Below are 17,155 nucleotides of genomic sequence, written 5' to 3' on the forward strand. Positions count from 1 at the left end.
TTGTTTTTCAGTAGTCGCTGTCGAGCGCGTTCAGGGCGCGCTCGCAGCGATTGCTCGGTTCGTAGCCAGTGATGAACGCCCGTCGAGTCGCCGAACCCCAGGGGACCGTCTCGCCGGCAGACGGGTCCGGGAGCGACAGGTCGACGACGGCGTCGCCGTCGCGGAGGAACCAGTGCGTACCCTCGTAGTCGGGATCCACGTCCGACCACGAGAGGCAGTAGATGTCGAGCCCGGAGTCCGTCCCGCCCATCGCGTGGAAGTACGCCTCGGCGAGCACGTAGCAGGCCTCCCGGACGGGATCGTCGGCGTCGCGGTAGTCCTCGTGGCGAACGTCGGGGTTGTCGCGGACGAACTGCCGCAGCTCCAGGGCCGTGTCGTCCGGCTCGACGAGGACCTCAGTCATGGTCAAAACAGCACGGCCTGGACGAGGAGCCCGAGCAGGACGCCGGCGACGGAGTGGGCGATCACGTAGAGCGTCTCCTTCGCGAACTGCCGAGTGTAGGGCAGCCAGCCGGGAGCGTCGCCCTTGCGGGTGAACACCCAGCCGACGCCGGCGATGAGCACGGCCGGTTCCCGGGTCAGTGCGAACAGGACGCCGACCGAGAGGCCCCACGCGGCGGCGTGCCACTCGCCGCGCCAGGAGAGGTAGCCGTTCGCCTCGCTGTCCGATTCGCTCTCGGCGAGGATGCGGTTGTAAAGGCGGCGGAGCGGGTTCATCGCTCGCCCCCGTCGTCGTCCTGGTCGGTCCGGAAAAACGTGATCGACAGCGCGTTGAGGAACTCGACTTCTTTGACCTCCAGCGTCGTCACGATGAGGATCGTCGCCGCGGTCGCGAGGACGACGTGCTCGCCGCGCCCCTCGTGGATGGAGTAGGCGGCCAGCGCCGTGATGAGGAGGCTGTAGAAGACGCCCTTCACCGCGCGCCAGTGTTCGAGTGCCATTGGACAGACCTCGCTCAGGCGCTGATGGTACTGTTCTGGGGTTTCGAGAGTCGGGTGTTTCGTTGCCATGGAGTCATCCAAAAGGTCGCCGTGGGGAATCGAACCCCGGCGCCCTCGCGTGGCCGTCCTGGGTTATCTCCAGGCGTGTAGGCCCCGCGAGCGCTCCCAGTCGGCGACAGATGCGGCCAGATGGGACGGAGCGGGTCGTAACAGCCGAAATCGTCCACCTGTCTGCCAGTGAAGAGGTCTCCCTGAATCGGGTCGCGATCGAACATGGCCGCTCGTGAACCTCGCACCTGGTGTGGTACGCCCCTCGGCGTCTCGATGTGCTGCCCCTACCCAGGACAGGCGTCATCGGGGATCGCTCAGAACAGCTCGAAGCGCTCGATCGCGTCGTCCTCGTCGTCGACGAACGCCCGAGTGTAGAGGTCGAGCAGCTCGTCCATGATCTCGTAGGTCCGCTGCGGCGAGTCGGCGCCGCACTTGGTCGCGCAGCGGGCGACATCGAACCCGGTTGCCGAGGCCTCGTACTGGAGTCGGGACGAGCAGCGGGGACACCGCGCCTCGACGTGCGCGAGCATCCACTCGGTGTCGTATCCCTCGCGATGGAGGTGCTCGGCCAGGCAGTACCAGAGCCAGCAGTCCCACGGCGTCGGGGTGTCCGGGTCGCTTCGGAGCGCCTGGATGGCGTTCCAGGCGTCGAGGTAGAGCTCGGGATCGGCGTCGCGATGGCGCTGGTGGCACTCCTTGAACCGGGCCTGGAGCGCGGTCGCCTCCCGGGAGACGAGCTCGCCGTTGGTGAGCTCACCCGAGCCGTCGAGTGCCTCCCGCAGCGGGATCGTCCCCGGGTACTCGCGTTCGTCGGAGAGTTCGACGCCGCTCCTCGGTGAGAACTTGTGTTGACCTTTCATCGTCGGGGAGAATCACGGCTGGTCGCCGGTCCCCTTCATCGCCTCCTCCAGGGCGGCGGGCATACCTGAATAGTCTGGTACGGTCTCGTCGCCATTATATCAGTCCCGGGAGGGGTTATACGTCCGCATAGCCCTCGTAGTGATGACTACCTTCCTGAGGTCCTCGGATTCGCGGGTCTTGTCGATAAAGTCCTCATTTTGGAGGTGATCGAGGGCCCGGTCGACCGTCGGCTCCGGGAGTTTCTGCAGGAGCTCCTGGCGGGTGAGCGGACCGTCCCGCTTGACGAGTTCATAGACGTACTTGGCACTGGGCGGGAGGTCGTCAAACCGTCCCGACTCAGTGCCGGTCACGCCCCCGAGCCACCCCCGCCGGAGGGTACCACCCCCGATTCGGCGTCGCCGTGGAGATCGAAGACGTCCCTCGCCCAGGCCAACCAGTCGAGGCCTGAGCCGGGATCCTGCAGTAGCGCACGTAAGCGCCGCGTTGCTGCTACTTTGAAACCGCCGTTACTGGATAGTACTGATAACGCCGATTTCAAAGTAGCAGGATCGACCGCGTAGGACACCCCAGCGTGCTGTTCGTACCGCTCGGGCTGGAGTAGCCCGACGTCCTCCAGGGCGTGGACCCAGTCGTACACCGTCCGCCGAGTGACATCCAGCCCGTCGAGTTGGGCGAGCCGGTGGTAGCCGTCGACCTTGTTGGCGACCGTCCCGTCGTCGCGACGCTCGACGAGCTGCCCGGCGCGGAAGCCATCCGGCCCGGCGCCGGCGACGGCGTCGTGAACTGTCTCCAGGAGGTCGACCGCGCCCTCGGGGACGGGGAGCATCGCTTCGAGGGGGTCGGCGAGTTCCTCGAACGTGGCGAGCTCGTCGACGGGGATCTCCGTCGGGACGTTCGTCAGGAGGTAGGCGTGCTTGGTCGTGTCCGCGAGCAGCGGGCGGATCCGATGGACGGCCTGGACGAGTTCCTTCTCCCGGGTCTCCCGCCAGAGGTCGCCGACGAGCCCCGAGAAGTCCTTCGTCGCGATGGCGCGGCCGTCGCCGGCGTCGTCCTCGTAGAGGAGCTTGCGGTAGACCGGCGGCGCCGTCTCCCGGCGCGTCGAGTACTCCTCACCGCCGACGCGCACGTCGTGGTTGCCCTGGCCGAACAGCTCCGCGTCCCGCTGGAGATCGTCGACGGCGGGGTGCGGGGCGCCGATGCAGACGACGGCGTCGCACTCCGCCCGGTTCAGCCCACGGGCAGCGTGGTAGTACAGCGTCTCGCCGTTGTCGGGGAAGTCGAAGCGCTCCAGCAGCGCCTTCGGCCCGATGAACAGCGGCTGTTGGTGGAGGTCACCGACCGTCTCGATAGTCCGCTGGATGCGCTCGGCAAGCTTGCGGTCCTCGTCGAGCGCGCGCCGGATGGTCCCGGCGTGGTACTGGCCGTCGAGGACCTGCGTGACGTGCATGTTGCTCTCCAGGAGCTCGTCGCCGTCGACGACGACCCGGTCCTGGGGGACGTCGTACAGCGCGGCGACCTTCGCCGGCGTCGCGGTCGCGTCGAGGACGAGCGGGCTCTCGGGCAGGTCGCTCGCGAGCGGGAGCGCGTAGTAGTCCAGCCCGGCGGGCGAGCCATCGTCGGTGTCGAGACGGGCGATGGCCCGGGCCTGCTCGCCGCCCTGCTGGGTGAGGTGCTGGTGCTCCTCGTGCCAGTCGCACTCCTCGTCGGAGCAGACGCGGGCGCCGTTGTCGTCGACGAGGTCCTCACCGCACCACGGGCAGGACTCCAGGAGCGTCGGGACGGCGATGGCCTGTCGGGCGGCGCCGGGATCGGCGCCGGCCTCGGCCGCGGCGGCCAGCAGCGCGTCGAAGCACAGCGGGGCACCGTCCCACTCGTCGCGACGCATCCGGGAGACGATGGTCTCGTTGTACGAGAGCTTCGCCTGAGCGAACGTCTCCGCCGTTCGCGACCGCTCGACGACGAACTCCTCACGGGTGCGGTAGCCCTCGCCGGGCATCCCGACGTCCTCGCGGATGGTCCGCTGCTCGACGTCGGCGGCGTCGACATCGTCGGGGAGGTCCTCGGGGTCGACCGGCTGGAAGTAGGTGTCGCTCTCGACGTCGGGTGGCGTGAGGTCCGCGAGACTGTCGGCCGTCTCGTCGCCGGCGAGCGCGTCCATGGCGTCCCGGGCGAACCGGGCGAACTCCTCCAGCGTGTCGGGCGTCCCCTGCAGGTCGGCGATCGCCTCCAGCGCGGTCGCCGTGCGGGCGATGCCCTCGATGTCGACGGTCCGCTCGGTCTTCAGCGCGCTCGGGCTCTCGTCGACGATGACGTCCCGGCCATCGCGAACGGTCTTGAGCAGCTGGTACTCGTGGACGCCGACGACGCGGTCGGCGCTCTCGAGCTCGTCGAACTGGTCGAGCCACTCGCAGCTGCCGTCGGCGTCGTGATCGGGGAGGTCGAGGATCATGTGCGCCTGGACGGGCCCGAGCTCCTGGACGACCGCCTCGTAGCGCTGGCGGTCGTCCTCGTCCTTCGCGAGGTCGTAGATGGGGCACATGTGGGGGCAGGACCCCTCGGGGTGATCGGGGCACTGCTCGTCGGCGTGGTCGGCGTCCATGCAGGTGTCGTGGAGCTTCTGGGCGCCGCCCTTGAGGTGGAAGTCGACCGCGGGCGTGGCGTCGTCGAGGACGAACTCGCGGGCCTTCTGGTGCTTATCGAATAGCGCGACGAACTCGCGGTCGCGAGCGGCGGCCGCGCGGCCGGCGTTGGTGGTCTTCCCGGCGCCGGCGTGGTCGCCCCAGATGGTCGGGCCGTGGGCGTCGACGAACGTGTCGTAGCGCTCGCCCTGCAGGTCCTCCCACCGCTCCTCGCGGTCGAACTCCTCGAAGTCGACCGCCGGCGGCTCGCAGGTCTCGGGCCCGGGCGCACCGCCGCCGGCCGTGTCGCCTTCGCTCTCGTAGTGATCGGGGTCGTAGTACCAGTCCTGGTAGCCAACCTCCGAGAGCACGGACCCCCGGTAGCTGTCGTCCGGGCGCTCGGGCCACTTCTGCAGGTTCGCCCGGTTCATCAGCCGACGGACGACCGTCCGGTCGCCGCGGGCGACCCACGAGTCCAGACGGTTCGCCAGCCAGAACTCCGCAGCGGACCGGTCGTCGAAGCCGGCCGCTCGGTAGCGACCGTTCCAGACCTTCTGGATCCGCTCGCCGTCGTGGCTGTTCGCGAACGCACGCTCCAGGCGTTCGTCGACGGTGTCGTCGTCCGGGCGATCCCCTTCGCCGTCGAGGTCCTGGACGGGCGACTCGCTTTCGTCGCGATCGTGGCGACCACTCGCCGGCCGCATCGAATCGTCGAGGTCCTCGTCGGCGAGCGTCGCGATATCGCGCTTGTCGCGAACGTGGTAGATGCCGCCGGTCGGGTGGACCGACCCGGGAGCGACGACGTACCAGTTCTCGGCACGGATCTCCCCGAGGTTGTCGCCGACGCGGGCGTTCTGAACGTCGCCGGCGTTCCGATAGGTCTCGTGGCCGTCCGCCCGGCCCGACCCGGAGGTCACGGTGAGCGTGGGCTCGGCGGTCGGCGCCGCAAACTCCTCCTCGTCGTGGTCGACGAAGACGACATCGTCGGTGCCGTGGTCCCACTTCCCGGCGTACAAGGCGAACCCGCGGGCGCCTTCCTCACGGATCTGACGGATGGCCTCCTCGCCGTCGACGAGGTACGAACGACCCTCGGGGCTATCCAGGCGACACTTCCCCTGGATGATCGGGCCCTTGCCCTCCTCGTCGAGGGGCATCAGCCGCGGGACCTGTCCGAACTCGTCGACGTAGGCCTCCAGGTACTCGCGGAGCATCCCAGCCCGCTCCTCGTCGGTTACGTCGGAGACATCGATGGGGTTCTCGTGATCACCGCTGGTGTCCCACCTGGACCCGTCATCCGAGTCTGGCTGCGACCGCGTTCCGGACCCCCTCACACGGTCCCCGGTATCTTTACTTAAATCCTCTACCTGATCGGGAAGGTTCTCGTCGAGGATGTCCGCGACTTCCGCGGGGTCTGCCTCAAGTGCGCCAGCGAGCTGGACGGGGCTGGCGTCCGGGTGGCGTTTGAGTTCGCGAGCGACGCGCTTCTCCAGCGGGACCTCGTCGCTCACGCCGATGCACCCCCCAGGCGGTCCTGCTGACGCCGATGCGCCTCAAGACACTCGCCCTCGTGGACGATGTGGTCCTCGCCGGCGTGGGTGACCTCGACGGCGTCCTCGTCGTCGACGATCTGCTCCTGGCACTGGACGCACCAGCCCGCCGGGCTTCGGGTCGCGGCCTCGCTGTCGATGTCGAGCTTCCCACCGACCCGCAGCGCTGCGCCGAAACACTCGTCGGGGCAGATGGCGACGTAGTACTCGTGGAGGCCTTCGCGGGCCTCCAGGCGGAGGTCCTTACCGCAGTCGGGGCACGCGACGACACGGACGACGGTGCCGAGCTCGTCGACGTCGACATCGGGCGAGGTCACGCCGACCCCTCCCAGTCACTCCACGTCGATTGTCCATCGACATCCGGCCGCTGCGCCCCGCCGTCGGGGATCGGGACGTTCTCCGTGGTCTCCTCGCCGGTCGGCTCGTCGTCGACGACGTCGACGGTCTCGCCGTCGCCCTGCCAGTACGGCGCCTCGGAGATGGGTTGATAGCTCCCGTCGAGAGCGGGACCGTCGTAGGAACGCCCGCTCATACCGCTGCACCTCCGGATCCGTATACCGAAGTTTGATTTATCGGCCGTACATCACTCGAAACGTTCTCTGCCGCGTTCTGCTCGTGTTTCGATTTGACACCGAATTTCGAGTAGAATGCGGGGGTTTTTCGCACCATTGCTTTATGAAAGAGGACTCTCTTTGACCGCTCATGCCGACCGACGACTTCAGTGGGTTCCGCCGGCGCTACGACAACGCCCTCCAGCGCCTGTCCGAGGCGGACATCCACCCCGACGACCACGACGCCATCCGCTCGTGGCTCCGCGCCCGTGACGGCGACCTCGCCGTCTCCTCGCTCGGCCAGTACGCCAACCGGCTCCGTCGCCTCGCCGAGTGGTCCGACGTTCCGCTCGTCGAGCTCGACCTCGACGACGTCCAGGAGCTGTTCTTTCGCGTCCGTCGCGACGACTCCATCGGCCGCGGCGGCCAGCCCAGCGACGCCACCGTCTACAACTACCAGGCCGCGCTGTCGACCTGGGCGACCGACCGCGGCGAGGACTGGGTCAAGGACTTCGACCCCGACAAGCCCGACGACCAGGAACACACCGTCGACGAGGCGGACATGCTCTCGCAGGACGACGTCGGCGACCTCGTCGAGGCCGCGCGGCGGCCGCGCAACCAGGCGCTCGTCGAGTTCCTCGCCGACACCGGCGCCCGGCTCACCCTCGCCGGGTCGCTCCGGGTCAAGGACGTCGACCTCGAAGGCGAGCGGGCGACCTACACGCCGAACCGCAACGCGATCGGTCTGAAGGGCGCAACCATCCAGCCCTACCCCATCATCGACGCGAAGGCGTCGCTGCGGGTGTACCTGAACCACTCCCATCCCAGGCCCGACGAGCCCGAGGCGGCGCTGTTCCACACCTTCGACGAGTGCGGCCCCGTCGCCGAGGAGGACGGGGCGCTCTCGCCGTCGCGCTTCAAAAGCATCCTGACGACGCTCGCCGACCGCGCGGAGGTCGACAAACCTGTCAACCCCCACAACTTCAGGCACTCGGCGGTCACCCGGATGTGGCGCGAAGGGTACGATAAACAGGAGATCCAGCACCGCGTCCAGTGGTCGCTCGACACGGACATGTGGCAGCGGTACGTCCACGTCACGGCCGAGCAGATGAACGAGGAGATCTTCGCCGGCGCCGGGCTCGTCGACGACGACGAGAGCCTCTCGCGGGAACGGAAGCGCTGCGGGAACTGCCGTGAGCCCGTCTCCCCGTCCGCCCGCTGGTGTCCGAACTGCGGCGAGGCGGTCACGAAAGAGGCGCGCGAGCGCCAGCAGGCCGGTCGCCAGTCCATGATGTCGGGTATCGAAACCGTCCGCGCCGGCCAGCGTGTCTCCCTCCGCACGCAGGGCGTCGGCATCCTCGACGTGGACCCGAGCCGCCTGGGTCACGCCGAATCCCCTCCCTCGTCGGACCCGGTCGACTCGTCGTCATCGTCCTCGTCGATCGAGTCGAGGAACGACTGAAAGACCCAGGCGTCCGGGGCGTCGCTGTTGGCCTCGCGCTCGATGAGGTCGCGGTGGTCGCGGATCCACTGGTCGATATCCGTCTCGCCCGGCACGAACTCGCGGACTCTCTGTTCGGTCTGGCTCATGCAGTATCGGCCTCCTGTCGGCGTTCGCGAGCAGCGGCCTGCAGCGTCCCTCGGGCCCGCAGGTCAGCGTCCGGCGCCGTCACGGCCTCGAAGGCGTCGCGACGGCGCCACCGCTCGGCCAGCTCCTCGGAGATCAGCCCGACGCCCTCGCAGAGGGCGCACAGGTTGTCCCCGTGCATACAGTGTCCCTGCGCGTGACACAGATCGTCGATGCACTCGACGTGCTCTCCGTTACCCCCGCAGCGGATGCAGTCGAGCCACTCGACGTCGTAGTACGGCGCCGGGTCGACGATGGGCTCAATCATCGCCCATCACCGTCCGAACCGTCTCGCGAATCGGTCCATCCCCCTGGATGTCGGTCGTGCCCTCGGGCCACCGCCACACGAGCTCCTTCCCGCCGTCGGTCTCGATCACGATCATGAGTCCCTCGCTGGTGAGCTGGTCGTAGGCGTACAGCAGCGGGGAGAACCCCGGCCCCAAGTCGTGGCGGTACCGACCGACCTTCGCGTAGGCCATGACCAGCTTGTGTCGCCGGCGCCGGACTCTCCAGCTCCGGTAGGCGTCACGAAGACGGTCAATCATCGGTCATCACCCGCCTCGACGATTTTCGCTGCTGCCTCTGCAGAGTAATGGTCCGGAACACTCCCCTCGCGGAGGAACGTCTCGCAGCCGGTACAGCGGCCACTCTGGTGAACGCTGGCGACGAGCCGCTCGCACCGGTCACAGAACCGATACCCGGTGGGGTTCTCGTCGTTGCAGACGATTGCGTTCGGGTGCTCGCGGTGGCCCTTGCAGATGTGACGATACCCCATCGTTCCCAGGATGTCCGTGCGGATGTGCTGTTCATCCCCGGCGACCGGGACGTTACAGAAGACACACCGCGAACCGTCGAGTTCCTGGAGCGCCCGGATGTTACCCCCACAGTACGGGCACTCGGTGTCGTCGGCGAGCGCGACATCCTCGATGAACTCCCGGTCATCGCGAAGGTCGTGGGACCCGGTGACTTCGAGGTCGAAGCACCCCCGTGGACAGGAGAGGTCGACCGTCTCAGTCATCGCCCTGAACACCTCGCGAGTGCGTTTTCGGCCCGCTCGCGTCGATGACCCAGGCGTACCGGCTGATGTGGAACAGGACGGTCCGCAGCGGATCCTCCTCCATCCCGAGGTCCTCGGCGACGGCGCCGAGGTAGCAGTTCTTACCTCGCTCGTCGAGCGCGGCGTGGACGTCGTCGACGGTTACGTCGTCGGGGAGGCGCTTGGCGACCTCCGCGTCGGCGTCGATATCGTCGGTGTCGGGGCCGACCAGCTCCCGCTGCTCGGGCTCGTGGTCGAGAGCGACCGGCTCGTCGGGGTGGCCGTCGGCGGTGTTGTGGCCGTTGAGTCCGTCCTTGTCGAACGGACCCTCGCCGCAGACGCCGCACCACAGGCCGTCCTCGAGCTCGTCGACGGGATCGCCGACGCGATGGTCGTCGTCAGCTGGGACGAGGTCGCCCTCGGCAGGGTTGGCCGCGCTCGCGATGGGGTCGCCGGCGTGGCCCGCGCCGTCGTGGTGGTCCTCAACCTCGCCGGCGGTCGCGAAGCCGCCCTCGCCGCAGACGCCGCACCACAGCCCGTCCTCGTCGTCTTCGGTACCGTCCGAGTCCGGGTCCTCGTCGCCGGCGCCGTCGACGGGCTCCAGGCGGACGGAGTCGCCGTCGGGGATCGCCCGGATCCGGTCCTCCACGTCGACGCCGATCTCGCGCCGGCCGGGGTCACCCAACTGGACCTGGCTACGGCCGACGGCGTAGTCCGGCCCCTCCGCGTCGGTCCCGGGGACCAGGTCGGCGCCGTGGGGCCGGTCGACGACCGTCACGCGGTCCGTGTCGAAGTGGTCGGCGACGTCGCCGTTGAGCGTGATCCCGTAGGACTTGACCGTGACCCATCCGAGTTCGTTGGTCGCTCCGTCTCCGTCGTCGCCATCGGACCCCCCCGTTTCCGGTGCGGGTTCGTCGTTGGCATCGGCCTCGTCAGCGTTCTCCTCGCCGTCGTCGGGCTCGTCCGGCTCGTCGTCGACGAGGTCCTCGAACTCCGGGAGGACCTCCTCGTCGCGCCCGCCCGAGTCGGTGTCGGCGTCGCCGTCGTCGAGGTCGCTCGCGTCCTCGACGTTGCTGAGGAACTCCTCGCCGGGGTCGGTCTGGAGATCGTCGACGGACTCGGCCACGTCCTCGTCGGTCGCCGGCCCGTCGTCGGCCTCGGTTTCGTCGTCGGCGTCGGCGATATCGGCGCCGACCGGCGCGGTGATCGAGAGCCTCGCGCGGACGTGGTCGCCGTCGAGGGTCGTCACGACCTCGCGGGCGTCCTCCACGTCGACGCCGTGGTCCTCCAGAAGGGCGACCACGTCGGCGGCCGTCATCATGCCCTCGTCGAGCGAGGACATCAGGCGTCACCTCCCTGGCGTTCAGTATCCGTGCTCTCGTTACCGCTGGTTTCGCCACCGTCGGCCGCGAGATAATCGTCGAGCGTCAGCTCGTCGGCCGGCCGACGCTCGCCGCTGTTCTCCTCAGCGGTCTTCTCGCGGTGGCAGAACTTGCACAGCGTCTGAAGGTTGCTCTCGTCGAACGGGTGACCGCCCTCGGAGACAGGCGTGATGTGGTCGACGTGGAAGCCACCGTTCACCGACTCGACGCCGTAGATCTCGCGGAGGTTGTCCCGAGTCTCCGAGTAACCGTCGTACTCGTCCTGAGCGTCGTACGGGTTCTTTTCGTCGATCAGGTCCCGAGCCCGCCAGTAGGCTTCTCTCCACCGTTCTTTCGAGAGGCCGCACATCTGGCAGGTGTAGTCGTCTCGCTCCAGAATCTGCTCGCGGATCACGTCCCAGACGAACATCTTCTGAACCGCGCGGGCGATGCGCTTGCATCGCTTGGAACAGTAGTTCCAGCGGCCGTCGACGACCGGCTCCTTGCAGACACGGCAGCGGTCACGACGCTCCTGCGGGAACAGCGTGTCCATCGACTTCCGGAGGTTGCTCCGGTCGGTCATCTCCCAAACCTTCTCGGGGTCGACATCGTCCTCAGGCATCGCGACCACCCCGAACGTTCTCGTGAAATTTCTCCCAGTACTCGTCTTTCAGGTCCTCAGGGATCTCTTTGCCGTGCTCTTGGAAGACGCCGACATATCTGCCAACGTCGGCGTCCTCGGGGAGTTCGTACAGGTCGGCCGCGAACTCGGAGAGTTGGGCCGTGACGATCTCCCCATCGTCGTTCCGGCGGACGTTGAGGAAATCGATATCCGCGAGCCCCTCCAGAGACTCCCGAACCGGATGGTCCAACTCGTCGCCCAGCTCCTGCTCGACCTCCGAGACGGTGATCCACTTCCCTCGCTCATCGAAGAAGCCGAGCATCCCGTCGCACTCAGTATCGTCCTCGACAGTACCGCCGTCGGTGGCGACGCGCCGCCCGGGCGACAGCCCGAGATCCTCGGGCCCGTGCTCGGTACGCAGATGAGCCGCATACTTGTAGTAGTCCTCGCCCCGGGTCGCACCGCAGTGGGGGATCGGACACGCGACCATCTGGAGCCACTCGCCCTCGTGACCATCACTGTCCACGGTGACGAGGTAGTCCTCGCGTCGGTCGGTGGTGGACGCCATCGTCACCGCACCTCCGTCACGTCGAGGACGGCCACGTCGGTCACGATCGCCGCGTCGCTGCGGACGGCCGCGGCGGTCCCGGCGTCGGTCCGGCGGACTTCGACATCGTCCCGCGGGCACATGATGACCTCGTCGACGGCGTCGATGCACACCGGCCCGGCGTCGCCCGCGACCGGCCGCGTTGCCCCCTCGCTCTCGTCGAGGTAGCTGTCGATGGCCTCCTTGACGTGGTCGCGAACGTTCTCCTCAGACATCCGACTCACCTCCGTCGGCGTCGACCAGCTCCGCCAGCGGCCGGCAGTCGTGGTCGTCCAGGTCGGCAAGCTCGTCGAACACGCGCAGACAGATGTCGCATTTGTGCGGGGCCTCGTCGGTCGCGAACGCCCCGTCCTGGGGGCCCTGCGCGCCGGCGCCCGCTGCGGTCGGGCTGTGGCCGCCGTCGGTCGCGACCGGCGTGGCGCCGGCGGGGTTGTCCTCGCAGGGCGTGAACCACCTGAGCGTCTCGTAGGCGCGGCGCCGGCGCTGCGGATGCGGCGGGATGTTCGCCGAGTACATGTTCTCCTCGTCGCGACAGCGGTCGCCGACGCCGGCGTCGCACTCGGGACAGGCGACGCCGACCGCGGGCTCGCGCCCGTCGACGACGAGCTCGCAGTTGACGCACACGGTGATCGTCGCGTCGTCGTCGGTGATGCGGGCCCACTGGTGGGCGTCGTCGACGATCTCCGGGTCGCTCGTGCTCGCGTGGATGTTGCAGACGGGGTCGTCGTTGCTCAGGTAGGCGTTGTTCGAGCAGGGCTTGCCCGCCCCGGTGAGCGCGAGGCAGTCGGCGTCGACGGCGGCGCCGTGGACGACCGCATGGTACGACCACTTGATCGGCTTCGGGAGATCCTCGCCGCCGTCGGTCGCGACGGCGCGCTCGATGTCCACGTCGTGCATCTCCTTCTGCTCGTGGTCCTCGGCCCACTCGGCGACCTTCCCGAGGTCCGGGTCGGTGTAGGTGTCGTGGCAGTCGCCACAGGTGGCTCGGTGGACCGTCATCGGTCGCCCTCCGGCAGCAGGTCGGTCTCTGCGGGCGTCGCGACCATCGGGGCGTTCCCGAGGATGTCCGTCACCTGGCGCCGCGAGGAGTGCTCGACGAACGTCGGGTCCTTGCCCTGCTTCTTGTCGAGCTCGGAGTAGCCGGCGACCACGTACCGGTCGGCGTCGGAGTCCCAGCGGATGGCCGTCGCACCGATGTTGGTCCACGTCACGACGGCGAGCTCGCCGTCGGCGTGCTTGGCCGCGCGCAGGTAGTCGTTCGCGTCGGCGGTCCGCGGCGGTGCCTCGCCGTTGACCTCCGCGAGGACCCGCCGGACGGTCGGCCGCTCGTCGGGCTTGGCGTCTTCGAGGACGGCGATGGCGGCCTCGCTGGCGCGCTCGCCGATGGGCAGCGGCAGGCGGTCGAGATCCCAGTCGATGTCCTCCTGGACGCGGTCGGGGTTGACCGTCATCGGTCGCCCCCCTCGTCGCGTTCGGGAACCGGCATGATGACACCCCTCTCCGCGTCTTGGTTGAAGTTCGCAAGGTACCAGCGCTGAGTCTCAATCAGGTTGGTGAACGTGAGGTCACCAGGGCCCTGATAGGTAAATCGTAGACCTGGACCGCACGGCTCGATGGATTTGATGAACGACTGTTTCTCCATGCGATCCCGGACTTGTTCCCGCGAGGACGGCTCCGAAATGGTCTGTCCACTGTCGGTCATCGCGACCGGCCCGTCACCGTCGCGGTCCTGGATGACGTCGACGACGACCTCGGCGAACTCCTCGGGGAGGACCAGCCAGGACTGGGCACCGTCGTAGTCGACGACGACCTGGCGGATGGTCGCCCCGCTGCGCGAGATCCTGCGCTCGTGGACCTCGTAGGGACCCGCGGTCAGCTGGTAGTCGTACTCGTCTTCGAGGAGGACGCGCTCGATGGCGTCGGCCAGGGCGTCGAGATCGTGGGCGGGCTGTCCGTCGTCGGCGTCGGTCGTCATCGGTTGCCTCCCGTGACCTCGACGCCGGTCGCGAGCAGTTCCATCGCGGCCTCGGTCGCCGGCGTCGCATGGACCTCCTGGTCGTCGCCGATGTCGACGATGTCCAGCTGGTCGAGCTTTGGCACGTGCGTCTGGTACAGCGAGACGTACACGCGCTTGCGCTGCTGGTCGGTCAGGTTGGCGATCGTGCAGTCGTACTCCTCGCAAGCGACCGTCTCGGCCAGGTCAACCATGTCGACCGCGTCGAGCTGGTTAACCCAGCGGATAGCGAGCCGCCGGCGGTCGCTGCGGAGCGCCTCGAACAGGTCGCCGGGGGGCACGTCCGCCGTCACGGGGTCGGCCTCGGGCTCAGGGTCGTCGGTCTCGTCGGCGTCGGCACCGAACAGGTCGAGCCCGAACATCAGTCCCCACCCCGGTTGCGGTCGAGCTCGTCACCGTACTGGTCCAGCAGGTCTGCACCATCGTCGGCCAGCTCGTACAGGCGCCCTTTCTTGCGGTCGTCGGGGACGATGAGCTCGACGAGCTCGCGCTCGCGGAGTCGCTGAAGTGCCCGCGAGACGTGGGCCATGCCGACGCCCTGTTCCTCGGCGATCGTCGACGGCGTCGCGGCGCCGTCTTCGAGCGCGTCGAGGACGGCCATCCGGTATCGGGAGGAGATGCAGTAGCTCAGGTTGTCGACGGTGGTCTGCCCGCCGTCGGCAAGTATCTGGGGTGCGTCGGTGGCCGTCTGGCCGCTACCCTCATGAGGTTTGGCGGCCGACTGTGCTTCTGCAGGAGCCCCAACCCCTGCCGAAGTTTTCTGCGTGGCCTCCGTCGGCGAGTCCGAACTATCACGACCGTCTGCACGGTCGGCTAAACTGGGATCATGGGCCCTATTCTTAAGGGCCGTGTGCTCTTTCTGTCGCATGGGTCTTCGATACCTCGTAATGAGGTGACCGCTGACCCGCCCCGGCGTGTCTCCAGCACGTCGGACCTTCTGGCCCGAAAGGGCAGGTCAATCACTCTATTATCTCGCCCGTTATGTAAGTGTTACTGTGGATTCTACAGCCGTGGAAGTGAAGTAGCCCCCACCAACTGTAAAGTAGATTCCTACAACTGTGAATAGGGGTAAGATTACAAGTAACTGCACAGACAATGCCAAGACACCGATACGCCTATGAGTTACACAGTCGCACCGGCGGACGTGCCGAGACAGCGAGCGGAGTGGATGACCCAGGCCGACGAGGCCATCCTCGAAACGATGCGTGACGAGGGCAACATGACTCCGCAGGCGCTTGATGATACCTTCGACGTGACAGTCGCCAACTACGCCCGTGATCGGCTGTCGATGATGACGACGGCGGGGCTCGTCGAGAAGATCGGGCGTGGTTTGTACCGGCTTACCGACGAGGGCGAGGCGTTCCTCGACGAGGAACTTGACGCCAGCACGCTCCCCGACCCGACCGGTGACTGACATCGCTACGCCGGCCCTGCGGCTCGCTTGAGATTATCCTCCAGCCACTCCGGAACGTCCACATCACACAGCTCGCCGTCCCGCCAGCTGGTCACGACCTCGGGCTCGCCGCTGCGGCTCACTTCTAACCGCCAGCGCCGGCCATCGGGATGCTCCACGTCCAGTCGAGCCCCGCCGGCGCCGGCGTCGTCGAGCTTCTCGACTTCGACCTCGGTCCCGCTGTAGTCGTGCATGGTCATCGTGTCTGGCATACACACTTGCGTACGAAAGGGGGTTGAAAAGGTCTGATGGGGGTGGATCCGATGGATCCGATGCTGCCCCGTCCGGCTCACGTCTGACGATTCGGGCGGATCCGGAGCGGATGTTCCAAATCGGTTGATAGTTGTGCAAGTTGAACTGTTGCAAGAATCCAACTAATTTATGACGAGTGGCATATTACACCCAGATGGCCGCAGCCTACCAGAGCTGTGACCCTCGTGATCGACGTATGAAAGAAACGCACTCCCTGCAGGTCAGCGAGACGGCTGCTCTGCGATAGTGGTGCGTTCACGTCATCTTGAGTAGCCGGTTGACCCACCGGTAGCAAAGTCATCTTGGGTCGCCTTCACTTTCCGCGGATGAATGGAACCGGTGGAGAGCCACCGGTAGTTTTAGTCCCGGTTGAGCGACATCCCCAGCCCAAGGAGAATTAGTCCCTGGCCCAGTGGATGCCCCCCTAGGACTAAGACTGTGCCACAGGCGATGATAGTGGCAGAGTCGTTCGTCATCTTGAGTCGCCTTCACTTTCGGCTGCACGACTCGGCGGCCGCGAAGCGACCTCCGGAGATCTTCACGCCAACCAACCTGTTGGGATGGGAGGGCAAAAGCGTAGCGGACACCAGTGTTACTCGAACGCGACCGCGTCCCACGTCCGGGACTGGTTCTCTCCGGCCGACTCGACGTAGTTGTAGTGTTCCATCTTCGAGAGGTACGATCGGACGGTCCGCTTCGCGCGCGGCTCGTCGACGACGTCGGAGTACCGCTCGTACAACTCCCCAGGCGCCAGCGCCCCTTCGTCCCGCAGAATCTCGAATAGCACCTGCTGGTGGTCGTGCAGCTGGTCGAAGGCCTTGCGTTGGATGGCCTCCCGCGCCGCCGGTACGGCCTCGCGAATGTCCTCCTCGGTAATCACGAGCCGGCCCCGCTCGGGGTGGGCCTCCTCGGCGAGGTCGGCGGCCTCCCGGAGCGCCCGGATGCCCTTGCGCGCGTCGCCGTCGACGCGCTCGGCGACGTAGTCGAGTTGCCCGTCGCTGACGACCGACGCGTCCTGGAAGGCCGCCGCCGCGCGGGCCTGGAGGATGGCCGAGATCTCCGCCGCCGAGTAGGCGGGACACTCGATGTGGCGGCCGACCGCGAGTCGGCTTCGAAGCCGCTGATCCATCCCGTCGAAAAAGTCCGTCTCGGAGTTCCCGATGACGACGAGGTTCAACTCGCTCTCCCACAGATCGTAGACGACCCGCTTGTCGCGCAGCTGGTCGGCCTCGTCGAGGATGACCCACCGCTCGGTGTCGTCGAGGCGGTCGATGCGCTCCAGCAGCGCGGCGCGGCCCGTCGAGTGGCGATGGACGGTCCCTTCGTAGAGTTCGTCGGCGACGGCGTAGAGCACGTCGTGGCGCTCGTAGTCGCGCCAGCAGTTGACGTAGACCGACCGCGACCGGGAGTGCCCCGGCGGCGAGAGTTGGTCGGCGACCAGCTGGGCGCACATCGTCTTCCCGGTCCCGGGCGGTCCGAACAGGTACGCGAGACCGCTCGATCCGCGGTCGACGGCGCCGCGCAGCCGGCGGAGTTCGTGCTCGCGATGGACGACCAGCTCGTGCTTGGGCGTCTCGTCCTCGTCGAGGACCTCCGGCTGGACCAACATGCCCG

25 protein-coding genes are annotated in these 17,155 nt (G+C 67.5%); 2 read left to right on the forward strand and 23 right to left on the reverse strand.

Features of this window, described 5'->3' with window-relative positions; all coding sequences use genetic code 11:
- Nucleotides 1–7: 7 nt before the first annotated feature.
- The 8 genes from HZS54_RS12995 to HZS54_RS13030 form a co-directional block, all read right to left on the reverse strand.
- The gene (locus tag HZS54_RS12995) at nucleotides 8–403 is read right to left on the reverse strand and encodes a hypothetical protein (RefSeq protein WP_179917570.1); all 396 of its coding nucleotides are present in this window, start codon (nucleotides 401–403) and stop codon (nucleotides 8–10) included.
- 2 nt (nucleotides 404–405) lie between these two features.
- Nucleotides 406–717, reverse strand: coding sequence for a hypothetical protein (locus HZS54_RS13000; RefSeq protein WP_179917571.1), 312 nt, complete (start codon nucleotides 715–717; stop codon nucleotides 406–408).
- On the reverse strand, nucleotides 714–941 hold the full coding sequence (locus HZS54_RS13005; protein WP_179917572.1) for a hypothetical protein: 228 nt from the start codon (nucleotides 939–941) through the stop codon (nucleotides 714–716). The genes HZS54_RS13000 and HZS54_RS13005 overlap by 4 nt, the downstream gene beginning before the upstream one ends.
- A 365-nt stretch (nucleotides 942–1,306) precedes the next feature.
- The gene (locus tag HZS54_RS13010; RefSeq protein ID WP_179917573.1) at nucleotides 1,307–1,852 is read right to left on the reverse strand and encodes a hypothetical protein; all 546 of its coding nucleotides are present in this window, start codon (nucleotides 1,850–1,852) and stop codon (nucleotides 1,307–1,309) included.
- A 99-nt stretch (nucleotides 1,853–1,951) separates the two neighbouring features.
- Nucleotides 1,952–2,203 carry a helix-turn-helix domain-containing protein gene (locus HZS54_RS13015; protein ID WP_179917574.1) on the reverse strand — a complete coding sequence of 84 codons (252 nt, stop codon included), beginning with the start codon at nucleotides 2,201–2,203 and terminating at the stop codon, nucleotides 1,952–1,954.
- On the reverse strand, nucleotides 2,200–5,979 hold the full coding sequence (locus tag HZS54_RS13020) for a bifunctional DNA primase/polymerase (protein ID WP_179917575.1): 3,780 nt from the start codon (nucleotides 5,977–5,979) through the stop codon (nucleotides 2,200–2,202). Before HZS54_RS13020 ends, HZS54_RS13015 begins: the two co-directional genes overlap by 4 nt.
- Entirely contained in the window at nucleotides 5,976–6,335 is a 360-nt protein-coding gene (locus tag HZS54_RS13025; protein ID WP_179917576.1) for a hypothetical protein, read from the reverse strand. Before HZS54_RS13025 ends, HZS54_RS13020 begins: the two co-directional genes overlap by 4 nt.
- Complete coding sequence (locus tag HZS54_RS13030) at nucleotides 6,332–6,550, reverse strand: hypothetical protein (protein WP_179917577.1); 219 nt, start codon at nucleotides 6,548–6,550, stop codon at nucleotides 6,332–6,334. Before HZS54_RS13030 ends, HZS54_RS13025 begins: the two co-directional genes overlap by 4 nt.
- 170 nt (nucleotides 6,551–6,720) lie before the next feature.
- Here HZS54_RS13030 and HZS54_RS13035 point away from each other — a divergent pair, with 170 nt between their 5' ends.
- On the forward strand, nucleotides 6,721–8,031 hold the full coding sequence (locus HZS54_RS13035) for a site-specific integrase (RefSeq protein ID WP_179917578.1): 1,311 nt from the start codon (nucleotides 6,721–6,723) through the stop codon (nucleotides 8,029–8,031).
- Here the strand turns inward: HZS54_RS13035 and HZS54_RS13040 are convergent.
- The 13 genes from HZS54_RS13040 to HZS54_RS26580 form a co-directional block, all read right to left on the reverse strand.
- Nucleotides 7,953–8,159: a hypothetical protein gene (locus tag HZS54_RS13040; RefSeq protein WP_179917579.1), complete on the reverse strand. Its 207-nt coding sequence runs from the start codon at nucleotides 8,157–8,159 to the stop codon at nucleotides 7,953–7,955. The two genes, HZS54_RS13035 and HZS54_RS13040, sit on opposite strands and share 79 nt — an antisense overlap.
- The gene (locus HZS54_RS13045; RefSeq protein ID WP_179917580.1) at nucleotides 8,156–8,464 is read right to left on the reverse strand and encodes a hypothetical protein; all 309 of its coding nucleotides are present in this window, start codon (nucleotides 8,462–8,464) and stop codon (nucleotides 8,156–8,158) included. The genes HZS54_RS13040 and HZS54_RS13045 overlap by 4 nt, the downstream gene beginning before the upstream one ends.
- Nucleotides 8,457–8,675 (reverse strand): hypothetical protein, encoded by a 219-nt coding sequence (locus HZS54_RS13050; RefSeq protein WP_179917581.1) that lies wholly within the window; start codon nucleotides 8,673–8,675, stop codon nucleotides 8,457–8,459. Before HZS54_RS13050 ends, HZS54_RS13045 begins: the two co-directional genes overlap by 8 nt.
- A 62-nt stretch (nucleotides 8,676–8,737) precedes the next feature.
- A complete protein-coding gene (locus HZS54_RS13055; protein ID WP_179917582.1) occupies nucleotides 8,738–9,214 on the reverse strand; it encodes a hypothetical protein in 477 nt (158 codons plus the stop codon).
- On the reverse strand, nucleotides 9,207–10,574 hold the full coding sequence (locus tag HZS54_RS13060; protein WP_179917583.1) for a hypothetical protein: 1,368 nt from the start codon (nucleotides 10,572–10,574) through the stop codon (nucleotides 9,207–9,209). The genes HZS54_RS13055 and HZS54_RS13060 overlap by 8 nt, the downstream gene beginning before the upstream one ends.
- Nucleotides 10,574–11,215 (reverse strand): HNH endonuclease, encoded by a 642-nt coding sequence (locus tag HZS54_RS13065; protein WP_218927070.1) that lies wholly within the window; start codon nucleotides 11,213–11,215, stop codon nucleotides 10,574–10,576. Before HZS54_RS13065 ends, HZS54_RS13060 begins: the two co-directional genes overlap by 1 nt.
- Nucleotides 11,208–11,783, reverse strand: a complete 576-nt coding sequence (locus tag HZS54_RS13070; RefSeq protein ID WP_179917584.1) for a hypothetical protein — start codon at nucleotides 11,781–11,783, stop codon at nucleotides 11,208–11,210. The genes HZS54_RS13065 and HZS54_RS13070 overlap by 8 nt, the downstream gene beginning before the upstream one ends.
- Before the next feature lie 2 nt (nucleotides 11,784–11,785).
- Complete coding sequence (locus HZS54_RS13075; RefSeq protein ID WP_179917585.1) at nucleotides 11,786–12,037, reverse strand: hypothetical protein; 252 nt, start codon at nucleotides 12,035–12,037, stop codon at nucleotides 11,786–11,788.
- Nucleotides 12,030–12,821 carry a zinc finger domain-containing protein gene (locus HZS54_RS13080; protein WP_179917586.1) on the reverse strand — a complete coding sequence of 264 codons (792 nt, stop codon included), beginning with the start codon at nucleotides 12,819–12,821 and terminating at the stop codon, nucleotides 12,030–12,032. Before HZS54_RS13080 ends, HZS54_RS13075 begins: the two co-directional genes overlap by 8 nt.
- Nucleotides 12,818–13,273, reverse strand: coding sequence for a hypothetical protein (locus HZS54_RS13085; protein ID WP_179917587.1), 456 nt, complete (start codon nucleotides 13,271–13,273; stop codon nucleotides 12,818–12,820). Before HZS54_RS13085 ends, HZS54_RS13080 begins: the two co-directional genes overlap by 4 nt.
- Nucleotides 13,270–13,797 (reverse strand): hypothetical protein, encoded by a 528-nt coding sequence (locus HZS54_RS13090; RefSeq protein WP_179917588.1) that lies wholly within the window; start codon nucleotides 13,795–13,797, stop codon nucleotides 13,270–13,272. The genes HZS54_RS13085 and HZS54_RS13090 overlap by 4 nt, the downstream gene beginning before the upstream one ends.
- Nucleotides 13,794–14,198, reverse strand: a complete 405-nt coding sequence (locus HZS54_RS13095) for a DUF7344 domain-containing protein (RefSeq protein WP_179917589.1) — start codon at nucleotides 14,196–14,198, stop codon at nucleotides 13,794–13,796. The genes HZS54_RS13090 and HZS54_RS13095 overlap by 4 nt, the downstream gene beginning before the upstream one ends.
- On the reverse strand, nucleotides 14,198–14,704 hold the full coding sequence (locus HZS54_RS26580) for an ArsR/SmtB family transcription factor (RefSeq protein WP_179917590.1): 507 nt from the start codon (nucleotides 14,702–14,704) through the stop codon (nucleotides 14,198–14,200). Before HZS54_RS26580 ends, HZS54_RS13095 begins: the two co-directional genes overlap by 1 nt.
- Before the next feature lie 300 nt (nucleotides 14,705–15,004).
- Here HZS54_RS26580 and HZS54_RS13105 point away from each other — a divergent pair, with 300 nt between their 5' ends.
- Nucleotides 15,005–15,250, forward strand: coding sequence for a PhiH1 repressor (locus tag HZS54_RS13105; RefSeq protein WP_179923014.1), 246 nt, complete (start codon nucleotides 15,005–15,007; stop codon nucleotides 15,248–15,250).
- A gap of 5 nt (nucleotides 15,251–15,255) precedes the next feature.
- On the opposite strand, the gene HZS54_RS13110 is transcribed toward HZS54_RS13105, so the two are convergent.
- A complete protein-coding gene (locus HZS54_RS13110; RefSeq protein WP_179917591.1) occupies nucleotides 15,256–15,501 on the reverse strand; it encodes a hypothetical protein in 246 nt (81 codons plus the stop codon).
- Nucleotides 15,502–16,133: 632 nt separating this feature from the next.
- Nucleotides 16,134–17,150 carry a Cdc6/Cdc18 family protein gene (locus HZS54_RS13115; RefSeq protein WP_179917592.1) on the reverse strand — a complete coding sequence of 339 codons (1,017 nt, stop codon included), beginning with the start codon at nucleotides 17,148–17,150 and terminating at the stop codon, nucleotides 16,134–16,136.
- Between the last annotated feature and the right edge of the window lie 5 nt (nucleotides 17,151–17,155).

The sequence above is a fragment of the Halosimplex pelagicum genome (genome assembly GCF_013415905.1).
Classification (GTDB): Archaea; Halobacteriota; Halobacteria; order Halobacteriales; family Haloarculaceae; genus Halosimplex; species Halosimplex pelagicum.